Raw genomic sequence first — 19,688 nt, forward strand, 5'->3', positions numbered from 1 at the left:
GGTTATTTTAAGATGTTTTCAAAGTTTCCTCTGTAACATCAACCACTTGCGCTTTCGATCTCTCGTTAGCGGGAGGCGAATTCTACAGCGTTACACGCTGCTGTCAACACCTCATTTCCTGCTTCGATGACTTGAAGCTGACACCGCCGAAAACCATCCAACTCATTGAAACTCAAGGAGTTTTCCGTTTCGACTGCGCCGGAAGTGGGGCGAATTATAGACAGTTACAATTTCGAGTCAAGGGTTAATTGAACAAACCTATCAATTAACCCTAAACCCCAGCATTACTCGGCTTTCAGGGTGATTCGCGCGAAAGCCTTCTTACCTGCCTGACACACATGGGTGGAACCCAATGCATATATATAGGTGCGATCAACCACTTCACCATCTATACGCACACCACCCGACCCCAGCAGGTCGCGCGCCACTGCAGAGTTCTTCACCAGGCCCGCTTTATTAAGGACAGCAGCAATAGGCATATCCTCAGTAGCAGTCAGTTCAACCTCCGGCAGATCATCAGGCAGCTCGCCATCCTTCATCCGGTTACCGGCGCCACGATGCGCATTGGCAGCAGCCTCCTCACCGTGGAAGCGGGCAACAATCTCTTCAGCCAGCTTGATCTTGATGTCTCGAGGATTGGCACCGGCTTCGACTTCAGCCTTGAATGCATTGATTTCGTCCATGGAACGAAAGCTCAGCAATTCAAAGTAACGCCACATCAGAGCATCAGGAATGGAAACCAGCTTGCTGTACATCACGCCTGGCGCTTCCTGGATACCGACATAGTTACCCAGGGACTTGGACATCTTCTTGACGCCATCCAGACCTTCGAGCAAAGGCATGGTCACAATACACTGAGCTTCCTGACCGTAGCCGCGCTGCAACTCACGACCCATCAGCAAGTTGAACTTCTGATCAGTACCGCCCAACTCAACGTCTGCCTTGAGCGCAACCGAGTCATAACCCTGCACAAGCGGATAAAGGAACTCGTGAATCGCGATAGGCTGATTGGTGGTGTAGCGCTTGTCGAAGTCATCGCGCTCAAGCATGCGAGCAACGGTGTATTGAGAGGTAAGCCGAATGAAGTCGGCAGGCCCCATTTGATCCATCCAGGTGGAGTTGAATGCCACCTCGGTTTTTGCCGGATCAAGGATCTTGAACACCTGAGTCTTGTAGGTCTCGGCGTTCTCGAGCACCTGCTCACGCGTCAGCGGTGGACGGGTTGCGCTTTTGCCACTTGGATCACCGATCATCCCGGTGAAATCACCAATCAGGAAGATCACCTGATGACCCAGTTCCTGGAACTGGCGCAGCTTATTAATAAGCACGGTATGACCCAAGTGCAGATCGGGCGCCGTAGGGTCGAAGCCGGCCTTGATTCGCAACGGCTGACCGCGCTTGAGTTTCTCGACTAATTCAGACTCGACCAGTACCTCTTCGGCACCCCGCTTGATTAGCGCTAGCTGCTCTTCTACCGACTTCATATCAGACCCGTAAGGCTCAAATTCAAAGGGAACCAACGATACAAGATCAGGGACTAATTACAAGTTCCGGCAGGCATACGGCCGACTATCCGCGCGCGAATGGTTCGCAGACTTGCTTCAAGGGCGATTTGGTTATATTTTATACAGTTATTTCATATTCATTGTGTCAGTCATCTTTTCCAATTCATCCTTATCTCAAAGTCAAAATCATCTATGACCAGTCAACCGCCTAAAGCGCCACCGCTTTATCCGAAGACCCACCTGCTTGCCGCAAGTGGTATCGCCGCCCTCTTAAGTCTGGCCTTGCTGGTCTTTCCCTCCAGCGAAGTAGAAGCCAAAAGAACGACCCTGAGTCTGGAGCTGGAAAGCCCGGCAGAACAACTGACACAAGATCAAGACGCTGCAGATCTCGTTCAAGCCACAAATGAAGCGAATCCATCGCCATTTGCCCAGATTGAACAGCAGGACAGCGCCCCGGTAGCGACCGCCAAAGTCGAGCCAGAAGTTGCCCCTGCCCCAAGCCACCGCGAAGTGATCGTCAGCAAGGGCGATACGCTTTCAACCCTGTTCCAGAAGGTCGGCCTGCCTGCGACCTCCGTGCATGAAGTACTGGCAAGCGACAAGCAAGCCAAGCAGTTCAGCCAGCTCAAGCACGGCCAGAAACTCGAATTTGAAATGAGCCCCGACGGTCAGCAGCTGAACAAGCTGCACAGCCAGGTCAGCGACCTGGAGACCATCACCCTCAACAAAACCGCCAAAGGCTATACCTTTCGCCGCGTGACCACCCAGCCGACCATGCGTTCGGCGTATGCACACGGCGTGATCAGCAGCTCCCTGTCTGTTTCGGGTCAGCGCGCAGGCTTGCCACACAGCACCACGATGGATATGGCCAAAGTATTCGGTTACGACATCGACTTCGCCCAGGACATTCGCCCTGGCGACCAGTTTGAAGTGATCTATGAGCAGAAAGTGATCAACGGCAAAACCGTTGGCACCGGCAATATCCTCTCTGCACGCTTTACCAACCGCGGCAAAACCTTCACCGCAGTGCGCTATACCAATAAACAGGGGATCAGCAATTACTACACCGCTGATGGCAGCAGCATGCGCAAGGCATTCATCCGCACACCGGTGGACTTTGCCCGTATCAGCTCGCGCTTTTCCTCAGGCCGCAAGCACCCGATCCTGAACAAGATCCGCGCCCACAAAGGTGTGGATTACGCAGCGCCACGCGGTACTCCAATCAAGGCTACCGGTGACGGCAAAGTGCTTCTAGCCGGCCGTCGGGGAGGCTATGGCAACACCGTGATCATTCAACACGGCAACACCTACCGTACCCTTTACGGGCACATGCAAGGCTTCGCCAAGGGCGTGAAAACCGGCGGTTCGGTCAAGCAGGGCCAGGTGATTGGCTATATCGGGACTACCGGCCTTTCGACCGGCCCGCACTTGCACTACGAATTCCAGGTTAACGGCGTACACGTTGACCCGCTGGGCCAGAAACTGCCGATGGCCGACCCGATCGCCAAGGCCGAACGCACCCGCTTCCTGCAGCAGAGCCAGCCGTTGATGGCGCGCATGAACCAGGAAAAGGCCACTCTTCTGGCCTCGAGCAAGCGCTAAGCCATGGCCCTCTATATAGGCGTGATGTCCGGAACCAGCCTGGACGGTATGGACATTGCCCTTATAGAGCTGGAGGCAGGCATCAAGTTGCTCGCCACCCATTACACCCCCATGCCGAAGGCCTTGCGCAGCGAGTTGCTTGGCTTGTGCGCCAGCGGCACAGATGAAGTGGCCCGCTGTGCAATTGCCGAAAACCACTGGGTCGAGCTGGCGGCTCAGGGCGTCAACACCCTTCTCGCACAGCAACAACTCTCCCCTGCTGATATCCGCGCAATCGGCAGTCATGGTCAGACCATTCGCCACGAGCCCGCCCGGGGCTTTACCGTGCAGATCGGCAATCCGGCACTGCTGGCCGAACTGACTGACATCTGCGTCGTCGGTGATTTCCGTCGTCGCGATGTGGCTGCCGGGGGCCAGGGCGCGCCCTTGGTTCCTGCGTTCCACGAGGCCTTGTTCACAGGTGAAGGCGGCAACCGCGCGGTACTGAACGTAGGCGGCTTCAGTAATCTGAGCCTGATAACCCCCGCCCTTCCCGTTGCAGGATTCGACTGCGGCCCCGGAAACGTCTTGCTGGATGCCTGGATACAGGAAAAACGTGGCGAACTCTATGACCGCAACGGCGACTGGGCAGCCAGCGGCAAGGTTGAACCGCTGCTGCTCAACGCCCTGCTCAGCGACCCGTTCTTCCAGACCCAGGGCCCAAAAAGCACAGGCCGTGAGGTATTCAACCTCGCATGGCTGAAGCAGCACCTGTTCAATCTGCCGACCTTTCCTGCCGAAGACGTTCAAGCAACCTTGCTGGAACTCACCGCACAGACCATCGTGCAGTCGCTGCAAACAGCCCAGCCACACACGGACGAGCTGCTGGTATGCGGTGGTGGCGCCCATAACGCAGCCTTGATGGCCCGCCTTGGCGATTTGCTTGCACCCGCTCGAGTGAGCAGCACCCAGGCCAAGGGGGTTGACCCTGACTGGGTTGAAGCCATGGCCTTTGCCTGGCTTGCCCACTGCTGCCTGGAAGGCATCCCCACCAACCGCCCCAGCGTTACCGGCGCACGCGGCCTTCGCGTGCTGGGCGCCATCTACCCCGCCTGACTCCTCCGCCAAACGCCAGACAGCAAAACGCCGCGAATCGACGCGGCGTTGAGTTTAAAGCCTGTTAATGCAATCAGATCGAGAACGACGAGCCGCAACCACAGGTGGTGGTGGCATTCGGGTTCTTGATTACAAAGCGCGAGCCTTCCAGACCTTCCTGATAATCCACCTCGGCACCCGCCAGGTACTGGAAGCTCATGGGATCGACCACCAGGCTAACGCCTTCGCGCTCAACCAGGGTGTCGTCATCGGCCACTTCTTCATCGAAGGTGAAGCCATACTGAAAACCGGAACAACCGCCGCCCGTAACGAATACGCGCAACTTCAAACGATCATTACCCTCTTCATCGACCAGGCTCTTCACCTTGTGCGCAGCACCTTCGGTGAATTGCAAAGCCATGGGGGTGAAGGATTCGACGCTCATGCTGACTATCTCCCGGCGTTATGCCGCCATAATGCGTGATGACGCGCATTATCCGCTTCTCCTAGAAAAGCGGTCAACTATTCATAAGTAGCAACGGCAAGCGAAGCACTGCCCGCTTGCCGTTTGAAGCCGCAAATCTACGCTGCAGTCAAGGCAACATCCCAGCATGGGACAAGCCCAGACGCTCATCCAGACCGAACATGATGTTCATGTTCTGCACGGCCTGGCCAGACGCGCCCTTGACCAGGTTGTCGATCACCGACAACACCACCACCAGGTCGCCATCCTGCGGACGATGCACCGCAATACGGCATACGTTGGCACCGCGAACGCTACGGGTTTCAGGGTGGCTGCCAGCCGGCATCACATCGACGAAAGGTTCGTTGGCATAGCGCTTCTCGTACAAGACCTGCAGATCAACGGAGCGATCAACCACGGTTGCGTACAGCGTGGAATGGATACCACGGATCATCGGCGTCAAATGCGGAACGAAGGTCAGCCCCACATCCTTGCCCGCTGCGCGGCGCAGACCCTGACGAATTTCTGGCAAATGACGATGACCTTTAACGGCATACGCCTTCATGCTTTCTGACGTTTCGGCATACAGCGCGCCCACACTGGCACCCCGACCGGCACCGCTCACACCTGACTTGCAGTCAGCAATCAACTGCGTCGTCTCTGCAAGACCGGCCTCCAATAGCGGCAGGAAACCCAACTGCGCCGAGGTCGGATAGCAACCTGGCACAGCGATCAAGCGGGCCTTTTTGATTTGCTCGCGGTTCACTTCCGGCAGGCCGTATACGGCTTCGTCCAGTAATTCTGGCGCACCGTGGGGCTGACCGTACCACTTGGCCCACTCTTCGGCATCCTGCAGACGGAAGTCAGCAGAGAGGTCGATAACTTTGGTGCCTGCGGCCAGCAGTTCACCCGCCAGGGCATGGGCTACGCCGTGAGGTGTAGCGAAGAACACCACATCGCACGCGCCCAGGGTTTGCGTGTCCGGCACGCTGAAGGCCAGGCCGTCATAGTGGCCGCGCAGGTTGGGATACATATCGGCAACCGGCAGGCCCGCCTCGGATCGAGAAGTGATGACTACCACTTCTGCCTGCGGATGCTGTGCCAGCAAACGCAGCAATTCGACCCCGGTGTAACCCGTGCCGCCGACAATACCGACCTTGACCATAACCTGCCCTCAACGAAACCACTGGAAAGCCTTTGATAATAGGGTCAGCGCGCCCCTGCGACAACCGCCAAGGTGACTCACAGACGCTCTACTACTACTATTTGATCTACCGTGAACCTGGGAATAACTAAAAATGCTTTATCTATGGCTAAAAGCCTTCCACATCATCAGCATTGTCTGCTGGTTTGCAGGCCTTTTTTACTTGCCCCGCCTCTTTGTTTACCACGCACAAAGCGAAGATTCCGTCAGCAAAGAACGCTTCAGCATCATGGAACGCAAGCTGTATCGCGGCATCATGGGGCCTGCAATGATTGCGACCCTGATCTTCGGCGGCTGGCTATTGTGGCTAAGCCCAGGCTTTCTCAGCCAAGGCTGGATGCACGCCAAGTTGACACTGGTGTTTCTGCTGATTGGTTATCACCATATGTGCGGCGCACAGGTAAAGCGTTTTGCCCGTGGTGAAAACAAACGCACTCACGTGTTCTACCGTTGGTTCAACGAAGTACCGGTGTTGTTCTTGCTGGCTATCGTAATTCTGGTGGTGGTCAAACCGTTTTAAACTCACATCCTGACTAGCCGAGGTTATCCAATGTCGCTGCCCGCCCTGCTTGAACAACGCTTGCGCCTGCCGGTAGTTGCTGCGCCCATGTTTCTGATTTCCAACCCGCAACTGGTGCTGGCCTGCTGTCGCAACGGGGTAGTGGGCAGCTTCCCTGCACTCAACCAGCGTGAAAGCAGCGGGTTCAAGGCCTGGCTGGAAGAGATCGAAGCCGGGCTCGCCACATTGGATAACCCTGCGCCCTACGCCGTGAACCTGATCGTGCACAACAGCAACCCACGGCTACAGGCGGACCTGGCGATCTGCATCGAGCACAAGGTACCCATCGTCATTACCAGCCTGGGCGCAGTCAAAGAGGTGGTGGATGCCGTCCACAGTTATGGCGGGCTGGTGTTCCACGATGTCACCACCCGTCGTCATGCCGAAAAAGCCGCAGAAGCCGGGGTCGACGGGCTGATTGCCGTCGCCGCCGGAGCCGGTGGCCATGCGGGCACCTGGAGCCCGTTTGCATTGCTGGCCGAAATTCGCCAGTTCTTCGACAAAACCGTATTGCTCTCGGGTTGCCTGAACCACGGCCACGAAATCCTGGCCGCGCAGATTATGGGCGCAGACCTTGCCTACCTCGGCACGCGCTTTATCGCTACACAAGAGAGCCAAGCGCCTGATGCCTACAAAGAGATGCTGCTGGCATCCCGCGCTGCCGATATCATCCACACCCCGGCAGTGTCAGGGGTACCCGCCAGCTTTATGCGCCAAAGCCTTGAAAATGCAGGTTTCGACCTTGCGGCACTCCAGGGCAAAAGCGAAGCCAGGCTCAAACCGCTGACCGATGAAGCCAAAGCATGGAAAACGGTCTGGTCTGCGGGCCAAGGCGTAGGAGAAATCCACGATCTACCCACCACCGATCAATTGATTGCACGCCTCGATGAGGAATACCGCAAGGCGCATAACCTCACTTCGACGCTGGCCCGACATTGGCCGCATCACTGACAGCACCAAGCCCGCCAATCCCGGCGGGCTTTTGTTAAACACATCCGGACAAGGAAGCCACCATGCCCGAGCTGAGCCTGGACAAAACCCCTCAAGAACACTACGCACCGCTTGACCCTTTGGGATTCAGCGGCCGGATCGGGCGTTTACGGCTACTGGCCTGGAGCATGATCATCAGCATCATCGCCATGATCACGTCACTGCTGGTGCTGCTTGCCGTCAAGGTTTCCCCCACGCTTGGCATTACCTGTGGTGCAACGCTCACATTGGCCTACTTCATCATCAGCCTGAGAATCAGCGCCCAGCGTTTACACGACATAAACTGGTCTGCCTGGATGCTGTTGCTGCATCTGGTGCCAGTGGCCAATCTGGTTCTGTCCCTCATGATGCTGCTGATGCCCGGCACGCCCGGCCCAAATAAATATGGCCCGCCGCCACCGCCCAACAGCCGGGCCGTCAACGTGCTGGCGGCAATCACGATCTTTTTGATTGGATTGGGCATTTGCGCAATGGTTGCCGTGCTGGCTTTGGGCCTGATGACTGCGGTGATCAACGCAGTGAACAGCAACAGCCTGTAGACTGCGTGCCTTAATGAACGCGTTAACGCCAGGGACATCATTGTCACCGGACTGTACCGTTGCAATGGAGAACAGCATGACCCGTTACGCTTTAATCACTGGCGCCACCAGCGGCATTGGCCTGGCCCTGGCTGAAGCCCTTGCCCGACGTGGGCGCAGCCTGATTTTGGTGGCCCGCCAACGGGATGCGCTGGAAACCATTGCCCTTGAGCTGACCCAGCGTTTCGGTATCGAGGTGTTGTTCCGCGCCTGTGATCTTGGCGAGCCCCTGCGCCTGTCCGGTTTTTTGCTCGAACTCGAAGAAGGCGATCGTCAGATCGACCTGCTGGTCAACTGCGCGGGCATAGGCACCTGCGGGCCGTTCCTGGCCCATGACTGGAGTGCCGAACAAGATCTGATCGAGCTCAATGTGCTGGCGCTCACCCGCTTGTGCCACGCCGTCGGCAATATGATGGCCGTCCAGGGCGGTGGGCAAATTCTCAATGTAGCTTCGATCGCCGCCTTCCAGCCCGGGCCCTGGCTCAGCACCTACTTTGCGAGCAAGGCCTATGTGCTGCATTTTTCCGAAGGTTTGCGCGAGGAAGTGAAAAAAACCGGCATCAAGGTTTCAGTCCTTTGCCCCGGCATCACCCGCACCCGCTTTTTTGATGCAGCCAACATGAATACCGACGCCATCAAGCAAAGTACCAGCGCCATGACCCCAGAAGAAGTTGCGCTCTACACTGTGCGCGCACTCGACAAAAACAGGGCGATCATCATTCCCGGGTGGCGCAATCGCTGGATAACTCGCTTGCCACGCCTGCTCTCACGCTGGATGACGCGAAAAATAGCCGCCTCAGTCAACAAATCCTACTGCCCTCGTTAACGAGGCTGGGCGTAACTGACTGCCCTGAGTACACTCAGACCGGACTTCACTCACGGAGACACAGCTTTGGATACTCTGTTCACCAAGATCATCAACCGCGAAATACCCGCCAAGATCATCTATGAAGACGATCAAGTGTTGGCTTTTCACGATATCGCCCCACAAGCACCGGTCCACTTTCTGGTTATCCCGAAAAAACCGATCCGCACGCTCAACGACCTGACCGAAGAAGACAAGCCGCTGGCAGGCCATATCCTGTTCACGGCACAGCGTCTGGCCAAAGAGCTGGGCTGCGAAGACGGCTTTCGCGTGGTGATGAACTGCAATGAAAAGGGCGGTCAGACCGTCTACCACATTCATATGCATGTTCTGGGTCAGCGCCAGATGAACTGGCCGCCGGGTTGATTGATCAATAACTATGACGCGTGAGCCCGATGGCTCTCGCGTTCACCCGTGATCCAACGCAAACCCCGGCTGCGGGATTGGGGTAAACTGACCGCCGTGATTTTTTCCGGAGGTAAGCATGACTACCCAACGTCACTACTCGCCGATTGACCGTCTTCTGTTACAAGCCGATACCGCCTTGCGAACACTGCTGCCGTTCAGCGGTCAGCCGCATCGGCCGTCGCCTGCCATCGTCAAACCTGAACACCCTTTGGACCCACAGGCCAAGCGCCATGTTGCCGGTCTGATGCGTATCAACCATACCGGCGAAGTCTGTGCTCAAGCCTTGTATCAAGGCCAGGCGCTGACAGCCAAGCTTCCCCATGTGCGTGAGGCGATGGAACATGCCGCGGAAGAAGAAATCGATCATCTGGCCTGGTGTGAACAACGCATCCGTCAACTGGATAGCCACCCCAGCGTGCTGAACCCGTTATTTTACGGCATGTCCTTTGGGATAGGCGCCGCTGCCGGCTTGATTAGTGACAAAGTCAGCCTGGGGTTCGTGGCAGCGACTGAAGATCAGGTGTGCAAGCATCTGAACGAGCATCTTGAGCAACTGCCGCCTGAGGATGAAAAGTCCCGGGCAATTCTTGAGCAAATGCGTATCGACGAAGAACAGCACGCAGAGTCCGCGCTCAATGCCGGCGGTTTTCGCTTCCCTGCCCCGGTGAAGTTTGGCATGAGCCTGATGGCCAAGGTCATGACCAAAAGCACCTACCGGATCTGACAGCACAGTCTTTGTGCAAGCAGGCCAGTTCGCGATTCAAGCGCCGCGGCCTTTCTGTCTAACCGTGGTCAGGCCATCGCGAGCAAGCCCGCTCCCACAGGGGTTCTGCGAAGCACAAAAAAAGGCGGCTACCGTGAGGTAGCCGCCTTTTTATATGCCGAGAATTTACGCCATGTTGCGCGCGTAGAAAATCTCGAGCATTTCGTGTTTCACCCGTTCAGTGACCTGGGCGCGCTGTTCAACCGACAGATTGCTGGTGGCATCGCCGAACAGGTAGTTATCCAGTTCGAACTCCTTGAGCAGCATCTTGGTGTGGAACAGGTTTTCCTGGTACACATTTACGTCGGTCATCTGGTAACCGTCGCGGGTGTCTTCGGAGAGGTAGTTCTGGATCGAATTGATCTCGTGATCGATAAAGTGCTTTTTGCCTTCCACGTCACGGGTGAAACCCCGTACACGGTAATCGACAGTCACGATATCCGAATCAAACTGATGGATCAGATAGTTGAGAGCTTTAAGCGGTGAAATAACGCCGCACGTCGACACGTCAATATCCACACGGAATGTTGCAATCCCATCAACCGGATGAATTTCCGGGTAGGTATGCACCGTGATATGGCTTTTGTCGAGGTGAGCCAGGATGGTCTCGGGCAGCGGGCCTGGGGACTCTTCGATCTGGCTTTCGGTAGGTATTACCGGCTGCTCGGAGATCAGAATAGTCACGCTGGCGCCTTGGGGGTCGTAATCCTGACGGGCAATGTTCAGGATGTTGGCACCAATGATATCAACAACATCTGTAAGGATCTGCGTCAGGCGCTCTGCGTCGTACTCTTGATTGATGTACTCAACATATGCCTGCTGGTCTTGCGGGGTTTCCGCATAACAGATGTCATAGATGTTGAAGCTCAAGGTCTTTGTCAGGTTATTGAACCCGTGGAGCTTGAGTTTGCTTTTCACCGTTATAAAACTCTCTATGTCGATGCGGCTCGGCCGCGTGATCCAGCATGCCCGTCAAGTGCGTGGGACGCACCTGCGTAGGACGGTTAACACCTCTTCGCGATGGCGATTTTGGTTATCTGTTCGGACATGAGGCCGGGAATCAACCCCGCCACTACCCTGAAAAAAGTGGCGCATTATGCAGACGTCAGCGACTGATCGCCAGAGTCTGCATCGCTTTTATGAAAATTGAATGTCCGCTCAGGCCAGTTCAATAATTTCATAGTCATGGCTGATGGCAACACCCGCAGCGCCGAGCATGATCGAAGCCGAACAATACTTCTCGGCCGACAGCTCGATGGCGCGCTTGACCTGGGCTTCTTTCAAACCACGACCCTTGACCACAAAGTGCAGGTGTATTTTGGTGAACACCTTTGGATCTTCGGTGGCGCGCTCAGCCTCCAGAAACGCTTCACAGCTCTCAACCGCCTGACGCGACTTCTTGAGAATGCTGACCACGTCAAAGTTGCTGCAGCCGCCAAGGCCCAACAGCAGCATTTCCATCGGACGCACGCCCAGGTTGCGACCGCCACTCTCAGGCGGGCCATCCATTACAACAACGTGGCCACTACCGGATTCGCCCAAAAACATGGCTTCGCCAGCCCATTGAATGCGTGCCTTCATCGCCCAGACTCCACTGTTTTAAAAGGGGCGCCAGCTTAGCACAGGGCCAGAAACTCATAACTCGCCGCACTGAAGCGTTTCTCCGATAAGCCACTCTGAAAATTCTACTAACCACACAGAACCTGTCTGGTAAGCTGGCGCCAAATAGCCGGCGCCAGCCAGCTAGCACTCTATATAAAAATAGATCTGACCCTTACTGTGCCAGCTTTTCGGGAAACAACCATGGTTGCTCTTACTCCCATACCCAAGATCAAAAACCTCGACAAGTTTTTGACTTTTTGCCAGCGCAAACGCTACCCCGCCAAGAGCAATATCATCTGCGCTGGCGAATCTTCACACACCCTGTTTTTCATCATCAAAGGCTCGGTAACGGTTTTGATTGAAGACGAGGAAGGTCGTGAAATGATCATTGCCTACCTCAATAGCGGCGACTTTATCGGCGAGCTGGGTCTGTTTGAACAGGCAGGCCAGGAGCAGACGCGCAGTGCATGGGTTCGAGCCAAGACCGAGTGCGAAGTTGCTGAAATCAGCTACCCAAAATTCCGAGAGTACACCCAGCAAGAACCAGAAATTCTTTACGCGATGAGTGGCCAAATCGCACAGCGCCTGCGCAACACCACACGCAAGGTCGGTGATCTTGCGTTCTTTGATGTCACCGGAAGAGTGGCTCGCTGCCTGCTGGAACTGTGCAAGCAACCGGACGCCATGACCCATCCCGATGGCATGCAAATCAAGATCACTCGGCAGGAAATCGGCAGGATTGTCGGCTGTTCGCGAGAGATGGTAGGACGCGTACTCAAAAGCCTGGAAGAACAGAACCTGGTAAGCGTCAAAGGCAAGACCATGGTGGTGTTCGGTACGCGCTAAACCTTGAGCAAGGGCGCCAGGAGCTGTTGATAACTGGCACTCAGGCGCTCAAAGAAATCCGGAGCGGCAAAGGCCTCGTGCAGCGCAATATGGCTGTCGGCCATGCAATGTTGCTCCAGATCGCATAACCGATTGAATCGATTGACTGCAGCCACCATCGACTCACGTTCGTTATTCACCAGCAAGGCACCGTGCACAAGACCGACAGGGCGCTGCCCGCCTTTGCTCTGGCGCCAGCGCTGGGCGGTGCCTACCAGTTTTCGGGCATTGAGATTGACGTTGAAGCGACCATCACAAAACGCGCCTTCAACCTCCCCCAAAGACGCCTCCCCACCCAATTGCGTCAACAAATCACAGATGGGCTCGCACAAGCGGCGATAAGCCATTTCGATACGCCCATGATCGCCTTCACTGGGTAAAGGTGCGTAAACCAGGGCAATATTGACGGTCGATGCCGATTGCGGAACGGGTTCGCCACCGGTTTCACGCAGCAGGATTGGCCAGCCACTGGCAGCCAGTTCGACACTGGCCTGCTCAAAACCGGGCAGGCGACTCAAGCGCCGTGGCATGACCAGCGCCCGGTCGGTGGGCTGCCAGAACAGCACACCCGCCTCGCACTCACCGGCACACACAGATGCCAGTAAATCCTGTTCGGCCTTGAGGCCGGCTTCGACGGTGAGTTGCTGAATGGGTGTCATGGGATTCCTTATCAGACACTGAGCCCTTGTGGGAGCGGGCTTGCCCGCGATTCAGGCGCCGTGGCCTGACAGGCAAATCGCACTGATGCTATCGCGAGCAAGCCCGCTCCCACAGGGGGGGATTGGGTCAGTCCAGAGTCGAACCGGTTACCGCCACAGCACGCTCAGGGAAGAACAAGCGCTGCAGTTCATTGCCCGGGTTTTCGGCACGCATAAAGGCTTCGCCCACCAGGAACGAATACACTTCGCTGATTTCCATCAACTCCACATCCGCCCGGTTGAGAATGCCGCTTTCGGTAATCACCAAACGGTCACGGGGAACGCGCGGCAACAGGTCCAGCGTGGTTTCCAGGCTGACTTCAAAGGTGTGCAGGTTGCGGTTGTTGATACCCACCAGCGGTGTGTCGAGGGTTTTAAGCGCACGTTCAAGCTCATCGCCATCATGCACTTCAACCAGCACATCCAGCCCGACGCTTTTGGCAACAGCCGCCAGCTCGGCCATTTTTACGTCGTCCAGGGCAGAGACGATCAACAGCACACAGTCGGCGCCCAACGCCCGGGCTTCGACGATCTGGTAAGGGTCGATCATGAAGTCCTTGCGGATAACCGGCAAAGTACTCGCGGCACGTGCCTGCTGCAGGTACGCATCGGCACCCTGGAAGTAGTCGATATCGGTCAGCACTGACAGGCAGGTAGCGCCACCTGCCTGATAGCTTTTAGCAATCTCGGCAGGCACGAAGTGCTCGCGAATCACACCCTTGCTCGGCGATGCCTTTTTGATTTCAGCAATCACCGCGGGCTGTTTTTTCCTGGCCTGCGCCAGCAAGGCACTGGCGAAACCACGAACAGGATCAGCCTGAGCGGCCAAACGCTCAAGTTCAGCCAGGCTTACCCGCGCACTGCGCTCGGCAACCTCCTGAACTTTACGCGCCAGAATATTTTCCAGAACGGTTGGCACACTCATGCTTCATTCTCCTGCTTGAAAATCGCGGTAAAGGCGCCGAGCTCTTCGAGCTTTTCCCGGGCCAGCCCGGTATGCAGCGCGTCGTGGGCCAATTCCACACCTTCTTTGAGTGTGTAGGCAAGGTCCGCGGCGTACAGAGCAGCACCTGCATTGAGTACAATCATTTCAGCCGCTTTCTGGCCTGCTTCGGTTTTGCGCCGCCCCAAGGCATCACGGATCAGCTCCAGCGATTGCTCCGGGCTGTCGACCACCAGGCCAAACAGGCTTTGGCTCTTGATGCCAAGGTCTTCAGGCTGAACCCAATACTCCTTGATTTCACCTTTATGCAATTCCGCTACAAAGGTCGGTGCTGCCAGGCTGAACTCATCCAGGCCATCCTGCGAGTGCACCACCAGCACGTGCTTGCTGCCCAGACGCTGCAACACTTCAGCCAGGGGCCGGCACAGCGCCTGATTGAACACGCCGACCACTTGATGCAATACACCAGCCGGATTCGTAAGCGGGCCAAGCATATTGAACAGGGTACGCAGGCCAAGATCGCGACGAGGGATGGCCGCATGCTTCATGGCGCCATGATGGCATTGTGCGAACATAAAACCGATGCCCACGCTGTCAATGCAGCGGGCAACTTGAACCGGGGTCAGGTTCAGGTACACACCGGCCGCTTCCAGCAGGTCGGCACTGCCGCTTTTACCGGACACCGCGCGGTTGCCATGCTTGGCCACCGTGCAGCCAGCGGCCGAAATCACCAACGCCGAAGCGGTGGACACGTTGAAAATATTCGCGCCGTCGCCGCCGGTACCAACGATATCGACCACGCCGTCCAGGGTCTTGAGTTCAACCTTGTCTGCCAGCTCGCGCATCACGGTCACGGCACCGACGATTTCGTCGATGCTTTCGCTCTTCATGCGCATGCCCATCATGAACGCGCCAATCTGCGCCTCGGTGCATTGACCGGTCATGATGTCGCGCATCACATCACGCATTTCATCGGTGGTCAGGTCGAGGTGACCGACGATACGGTTCAGGGCTGTCTTGATATCCATTTGAAGTCCTTAGCGCGTGCCGCCGGTTTGTTTAAGAAAGTTGGCAAACAGTTCATGACCCTGTTCGGTCAGGATCGACTCAGGGTGAAACTGCACCCCTTCGATGTTCAGCGTCTTGTGGCGCAGGCCCATGATCTCGTCGACCGAGCCATCTTCAAGCTGGGTCCAGGCCGTCAGCTCCAGGCAATCCGGCAGGGTGTCGCGCTTGACCACCAACGAGTGGTAACGGGTTACGGTCAGCGGATTATTGAGGCCCTGGAACACTCCGGTATCGAGGTGATAAACCGGACTGGTCTTGCCGTGCATCACCTGGCGCGCGCGTACCACATCGCCGCCAAAGGCCTGGCCGATGGACTGATGGCCCAGGCACACGCCCAGGATCGGTAGTTTGCCCGCAAAGTGCTTGATGGCTTCAAGAGAGATGCCCGCCTCATTCGGCGTGCATGGACCGGGCGAGACCACAATGCGCTCGGGCTGGAGCGCTTCGATCTGGGCCACGGTCAACTCATCGTTGCGCACCACCCTGACCTCGGCACCCAACTCGCCGAGGTACTGCACAACGTTGTAAGTAAAAGAGTCGTAATTATCGATCATCAGCAACATGTTGCTAAACCTCTGAATTCACTGACATTCAAAACTGTTTTCAGAATGCATTACCCGCAGTTTCGATTGCTGGATTGAACACACCAACCGAGGGGTAGCCATTCAGGAAAACGCAGGGGGCAGGTCCGGCGAGGCCGGCAGAGAAATATTAGGCGCGCCAACGCCAACGGCCATGGGCCTTGAGAACTCGCATAAAGAGTTTGCTGATGATCAACACAGGAAGGGTCTCATTTCTACGTCATGGCACAGTAACGTAGCCTTGCAACAGGTGCAACACGGGGCAGCACATACGGGGAAAAACACCTGTTAAGTACTTTGTGACTTTGTTTTTCATGAAACATTTAATACAGATTGTCTTGCTAAGGTCTGTAACCCAAATAATAAAAACAGGTCGTCACATGCGCAGGTTTTCCCTACTTATCCCCCTGGCGGGATGTATCTTGTCCGTCGTCAGTGAACGAGCAGTTGCAGCACCCTCCCCGTACTCCACCATGATTGTGTTCGGCGACAGCCTGAGCGACTCGGGGCATTATCCAGGGGTAGGCAGTGGCATGCGTTTCACCAATCTCACCGGACCGACGTACAAGGAATACCGGGGTGAGGAATATGCTGGCGTTGCGCCCACTCGGCTGGGCATAAAACTGGGTATCGCACCCGCAGATCTGCGCCCGTCCACATCGCCGGGTAACTTTCTTACCGGGGAACCCGACGGCAACAACTGGGCGGTGGGCGGCTATCGCACAGACCAGATACTCAATTCAATCAAGACCGAGTCAAAGGTCGCCTTCCCGGATGACTGGGCCTTCGTAGGCGGCTACGTCCTGCGCAGCAAGCCTGGTTACCTTGTGCAGAACAGCTTCACGGCTGACCCCAAGGCGTTGTATTTCATTTCAGGTGGCGGCAATGACTTTCTCCAAGGCAAGGTCACCAACCCCGCCGAAGCAGGCCAAGCCGCACAAAGGCTGGTGGCAAGCGCCCACACCCTGCAACAGGCAGGGGCACGCTACATCATGGTCTGGCTGCTGCCCGATCTGGGCCTGACGCCAGCCGTTTACGGTACACCCACACAGGCTGGCACCAGCGCCCTGAGCGCTCTGTTCAATCATGAGCTAACCCAGCAACTGGCGCAGATTGACGCCGAGGTGATCCCCCTCAATATCCCGCTGCTGCTGCGTGAAGCCATCGCAGACCCCACCCGTTATGGCCTGGCACTGGGGCAGGACCTTGTCGCGACCTGTTTCAACGGCGAAGAGTGTACGGAAAACCCGCAGTACGGCCTCAACAGCGCAACCCCCAACCCGGCCAAACTGCTGTTCAACGACTCGGTACACCCCACCGAGACAGGGCAACAGCTGATTGCCGACTATGCCTACTCATTGCTGGCCGCCCCATGGGAGCTGACCTTGTTACCCGTCATGGCCCAAGGCTCGCTAAACGCCCATCAAGACCAACTGCGTCACCAATGGGCTGGCGATAACGGCCATTGGCAAGCCGTTGGCCAATGGAGACCCCTGCTCGCCGGTGGCGGGCAACGCCTGGAAATCGACAAGCAGGCCACGTCCGTGAGTGCCGATGGCAAAGGCTACAACCTGAACATCGGCACCAGCTACAGGCTGGATGAAACCTGGCGATTTGGCGTTGCAGGCGGGTTTTACCGGCAACGCCTGGAGACCGGAGCCAATGAATCGGACTACAAGCTCAACAGCTATATGGGCAGCGTGTTTGCCCAATACCAGCACAATCACTGGTGGGGTGATGCCGCACTGACTTTGGGCAGGTTGGATTACGACAGCCTAAAGCGTAAATTCGCGCTTGGCTTGGGTGAAGGCATGGAGCAAGGCCAGGCCGACGGACATCTGCGGGCATTAAGTACACGCCTGGGGTATGAAATCGCACAGGCTGCAGACCTGTGGCAGCTGTCGCCTTTTATCAGCGCCGACTACTCGCGGGTGGAAGTTAACCGCTATGAAGAAAAGGGCCGACGTTCGACTGCATTGAACTACGAAGAGCAGACACTGGTTTCAAAGCGCCTGGGCGCGGGTTTGCTCGCCAGTTACCAGGCCACCCCACAGACTCTGCTGTTCGGCGAAGCCGCCCATGAGCATGAGTTCCAGAGCGATACCCAGCGCCTGAATACCGCGCTCAACAGCCTGCCCAACAATCGCTTCAAACTCGAAGGCTATACGTCGCCAAGCAACCTCGGGCGTATCAGCCTGGGGGCTAGCCACAGGCTGACCGCCGACCTCAGGCTGCAGGCGACTTATAACGTAAGGAAAAGTGATGGCGTGACGCAACAGGGCGCCAATATCGGGCTAAGTCTGAATTACTAAAGCCTGTGGAAGGGAGCGGGCACGCTCGCTCCCACAAGCCGGTTGCAGGTTTTTAATCCCGCGGGGTGTGCTCGGCCAGGGCCACGGCACGGAACATTGCTCGGCGCTTGTTCAGCGTTTCTTCCCATTCCAGGGCCGGGACCGAGTCAGCAACAATGCCGCCACCGGCCTGCACATGAAGCTCTCCGTCCTTGATCACTGCAGTACGGATCGCAATCGCTGTATCCATATTGCCGTTCCAGGCGAAGTACCCCACAGCCCCGCCATACACACCGCGCTTGACCGGTTCCAGTTCGTCGATGATTTCCATCGCACGAATTTTCGGTGCGCCAGACAACGTACCCGCCGGCAGAATCGCCCGCAGTGCATCCATCGCTGTCAGCCCGCTTTTAAGCTGGCCGGTGACGTTGGACACAATGTGCATGACGTTGGAATAACGCTCGATCACCATTTTCTCGGTGAGCTTGACCGAACCGACTTCAGATACACGACCCGTGTCATTACGGCCCAGGTCGATCAGCATCAGGTGCTCGGCGATTTCCTTGTCATCACTGAGCAGGTCTTCTTCAAGCGCCAGATCAGCCTCTTCGGTTGCGCCACGCGGACGCGTGCCGGCAATCGGGCGTACGGTAATCAGATTGTCTTCAACCCGTACCAGCACTTCCGGCGAGCTGCCCACAACATGGAAGTCGCCAAAGTTGAAGAAGTACATATACGGCGTAGGGTTGAAGCAGCGCAGAGCGCGATACAGGTCGATGGGCGCAGCCTTGAAGTCGATGGACATTCGCTGCGAGGGCACTACCTGCATGCAATCGCCCGCAAGGATGTAGTCCTTGATGGTATCGACGGCTTTCTCGTAATCGCCCTGGGTGAAGCTGGAGCGAAACACCGGGTCAGCCGACTGCTGCGCTGTAAAGTCCAGGCCGCGACGCGGGGTGATCGGTTGACGCAGTTGTTCAAGCAGCGCCTCAAGCCGGGCCTGGCCTTCTTCATAAGCCTCAGGCTGAGCCGGGTCGACCAGCACAATCGCGTGCATCTTGCCCGCCAGGTTGTCGAACACCACCACGGCGTCCGATACCATCAGCAAAATATCCGGCACACCCAGAGGATCGGGGTTCGGGCACTTGCCCAGGCGTTTCTCCACATAACGTACGCAGTCATAGCCGAAATAGCCCACCAGGCCACCGTTGAAACGCGGTAAGCCGGCGATGGTCGGCACGTTGTAACGGGCCTTGAACTGCTCGACGAAGGTCAGTGGATCCTCAACCTCACAGGCTTCGATCTCGACACCGTCATGGGTCACGCTGACCTGATGATCATGCACACGCAACACAGTGCGGCATGGCAAGCCAATAATCGAATAACGCCCCCACTTCTCGCCGCCCTGCACCGACTCCAGCAAATAGGAGTTGGGCTGATCGGCCAGCTTCAGGTAGATCGACAACGGCGTGTCGAAGTCAGCCAGGGTTTCGCGTGCAAGGGGGATACGGTTATAGCCGGCAGCGGCCAAACGCAGGAATTCTTCGCGGATCATGAGGTGCCTCGTGGTCTGAGGGTAAAACGGTCAGGTATGCAAACGTGCCGACTG

General features: G+C 56.7%; 20 protein-coding genes. 10 read left to right on the plus strand and 10 right to left on the minus strand.

The window, feature by feature from the left end; genetic code table 11:
* Positions 1–284 precede the first annotated feature (284 nt).
* The gene (gene tyrS, locus ACP7BE_RS12810; protein WP_094999963.1) at positions 285–1,484 is read right to left on the minus strand and encodes a tyrosine--tRNA ligase; all 1,200 of its coding nucleotides are present in this window, start codon (positions 1,482–1,484) and stop codon (positions 285–287) included.
* 213 nt (positions 1,485–1,697) lie between these two features.
* Between tyrS and ACP7BE_RS12815 the strand changes: the two genes are divergently transcribed.
* Both ACP7BE_RS12815 and ACP7BE_RS12820 read left to right on the plus strand, forming a co-directional pair.
* Positions 1,698–3,107: a peptidoglycan DD-metalloendopeptidase family protein gene (locus tag ACP7BE_RS12815; protein WP_095020426.1), complete on the plus strand. Its 1,410-nt coding sequence runs from the start codon at positions 1,698–1,700 to the stop codon at positions 3,105–3,107.
* A gap of 3 nt (positions 3,108–3,110) precedes the next feature.
* Positions 3,111–4,202: an anhydro-N-acetylmuramic acid kinase gene (locus ACP7BE_RS12820; protein WP_095020427.1), complete on the plus strand. Its 1,092-nt coding sequence runs from the start codon at positions 3,111–3,113 to the stop codon at positions 4,200–4,202.
* Positions 4,203–4,275: 73 nt separating this feature from the next.
* Here ACP7BE_RS12820 and erpA read toward each other — a convergent pair whose 3' ends face one another.
* On the minus strand, positions 4,276–4,626 hold the full coding sequence (gene erpA / locus ACP7BE_RS12825; RefSeq protein WP_016782396.1) for an iron-sulfur cluster insertion protein ErpA: 351 nt from the start codon (positions 4,624–4,626) through the stop codon (positions 4,276–4,278).
* 148 nt (positions 4,627–4,774) lie between these two features.
* Entirely contained in the window at positions 4,775–5,809 is a 1,035-nt protein-coding gene (gene argC / locus ACP7BE_RS12830; RefSeq protein ID WP_426106095.1) for an N-acetyl-gamma-glutamyl-phosphate reductase, read from the minus strand.
* 133 nt (positions 5,810–5,942) lie between these two features.
* On the opposite strand from argC, the gene hemJ reads away from it, so the two are divergent.
* The 6 genes from hemJ to coq7 all read left to right on the plus strand — a co-directional run bounded on the left by hemJ (position 5,943) and on the right by coq7 (position 9,972).
* A complete protein-coding gene (gene hemJ / locus ACP7BE_RS12835; protein WP_094999959.1) occupies positions 5,943–6,368 on the plus strand; it encodes a protoporphyrinogen oxidase HemJ in 426 nt (141 codons plus the stop codon).
* A 30-nt stretch (positions 6,369–6,398) separates the two neighbouring features.
* On the plus strand, positions 6,399–7,358 hold the full coding sequence (locus ACP7BE_RS12840) for an NAD(P)H-dependent flavin oxidoreductase (protein WP_094999958.1): 960 nt from the start codon (positions 6,399–6,401) through the stop codon (positions 7,356–7,358).
* A 62-nt stretch (positions 7,359–7,420) separates the two neighbouring features.
* On the plus strand, positions 7,421–7,936 hold the full coding sequence (locus tag ACP7BE_RS12845) for a DUF805 domain-containing protein (RefSeq protein WP_094999957.1): 516 nt from the start codon (positions 7,421–7,423) through the stop codon (positions 7,934–7,936).
* Positions 7,937–8,012: 76 nt separating this feature from the next.
* A complete protein-coding gene (locus ACP7BE_RS12850) occupies positions 8,013–8,801 on the plus strand; it encodes an SDR family NAD(P)-dependent oxidoreductase (RefSeq protein ID WP_094999956.1) in 789 nt (262 codons plus the stop codon).
* Positions 8,802–8,867: 66 nt separating this feature from the next.
* Positions 8,868–9,206, plus strand: coding sequence for a histidine triad nucleotide-binding protein (locus ACP7BE_RS12855; protein ID WP_094999955.1), 339 nt, complete (start codon positions 8,868–8,870; stop codon positions 9,204–9,206).
* Positions 9,207–9,324: 118 nt separating this feature from the next.
* The gene (gene coq7, locus ACP7BE_RS12860) at positions 9,325–9,972 is read left to right on the plus strand and encodes a 2-polyprenyl-3-methyl-6-methoxy-1,4-benzoquinone monooxygenase (RefSeq protein ID WP_094999954.1); all 648 of its coding nucleotides are present in this window, start codon (positions 9,325–9,327) and stop codon (positions 9,970–9,972) included.
* 165 nt (positions 9,973–10,137) lie between these two features.
* On the opposite strand, the gene speD is transcribed toward coq7, so the two are convergent.
* Together speD and ACP7BE_RS12870 are read right to left on the minus strand one after the other, a co-directional pair.
* Positions 10,138–10,929 (minus strand): adenosylmethionine decarboxylase, encoded by a 792-nt coding sequence (gene speD, locus ACP7BE_RS12865; RefSeq protein WP_016782404.1) that lies wholly within the window; start codon positions 10,927–10,929, stop codon positions 10,138–10,140.
* Between the two features lie 240 nt (positions 10,930–11,169).
* On the minus strand, positions 11,170–11,592 hold the full coding sequence (locus tag ACP7BE_RS12870) for an OsmC family protein (protein ID WP_016782405.1): 423 nt from the start codon (positions 11,590–11,592) through the stop codon (positions 11,170–11,172).
* A 222-nt stretch (positions 11,593–11,814) separates the two neighbouring features.
* Between ACP7BE_RS12870 and crp the strand changes: the two genes are divergently transcribed.
* Positions 11,815–12,459, plus strand: coding sequence for a cAMP-activated global transcriptional regulator CRP (gene crp, locus ACP7BE_RS12875; RefSeq protein ID WP_094999953.1), 645 nt, complete (start codon positions 11,815–11,817; stop codon positions 12,457–12,459).
* Here the strand turns inward: crp and ACP7BE_RS12880 are convergent.
* The 4 genes from ACP7BE_RS12880 to ACP7BE_RS12895 all read right to left on the minus strand — a co-directional run bounded on the left by ACP7BE_RS12880 (position 12,456) and on the right by ACP7BE_RS12895 (position 15,770).
* Positions 12,456–13,157, minus strand: a complete 702-nt coding sequence (locus tag ACP7BE_RS12880) for a lipoate--protein ligase family protein (protein ID WP_094999952.1) — start codon at positions 13,155–13,157, stop codon at positions 12,456–12,458. The two genes, crp and ACP7BE_RS12880, sit on opposite strands and share 4 nt — an antisense overlap.
* 127 nt (positions 13,158–13,284) lie before the next feature.
* Positions 13,285–14,121 carry an indole-3-glycerol phosphate synthase TrpC gene (gene trpC, locus ACP7BE_RS12885; protein ID WP_095031838.1) on the minus strand — a complete coding sequence of 279 codons (837 nt, stop codon included), beginning with the start codon at positions 14,119–14,121 and terminating at the stop codon, positions 13,285–13,287.
* Complete coding sequence (trpD, locus tag ACP7BE_RS12890; RefSeq protein ID WP_094999950.1) at positions 14,118–15,167, minus strand: anthranilate phosphoribosyltransferase; 1,050 nt, start codon at positions 15,165–15,167, stop codon at positions 14,118–14,120. Before trpD ends, trpC begins: the two co-directional genes overlap by 4 nt.
* Positions 15,168–15,176: 9 nt before the next feature.
* A complete protein-coding gene (locus tag ACP7BE_RS12895) occupies positions 15,177–15,770 on the minus strand; it encodes an aminodeoxychorismate/anthranilate synthase component II (RefSeq protein ID WP_426106101.1) in 594 nt (197 codons plus the stop codon).
* A 398-nt stretch (positions 15,771–16,168) separates the two neighbouring features.
* Between ACP7BE_RS12895 and estP the strand changes: the two genes are divergently transcribed.
* The gene (gene estP, locus ACP7BE_RS12900) at positions 16,169–18,100 is read left to right on the plus strand and encodes an esterase EstP (protein ID WP_426106103.1); all 1,932 of its coding nucleotides are present in this window, start codon (positions 16,169–16,171) and stop codon (positions 18,098–18,100) included.
* A gap of 52 nt (positions 18,101–18,152) precedes the next feature.
* On the opposite strand, the gene trpE is transcribed toward estP, so the two are convergent.
* The gene (gene trpE / locus ACP7BE_RS12905) at positions 18,153–19,634 is read right to left on the minus strand and encodes an anthranilate synthase component I (protein ID WP_095019503.1); all 1,482 of its coding nucleotides are present in this window, start codon (positions 19,632–19,634) and stop codon (positions 18,153–18,155) included.
* Between the last annotated feature and the right edge of the window lie 54 nt (positions 19,635–19,688).

The sequence above is a fragment of the Pseudomonas sp. TWR1-1-3 genome (assembly GCF_049896805.1).
Classification (GTDB): Bacteria; Pseudomonadota; Gammaproteobacteria; order Pseudomonadales; family Pseudomonadaceae; genus Aquipseudomonas; species Aquipseudomonas bubulae.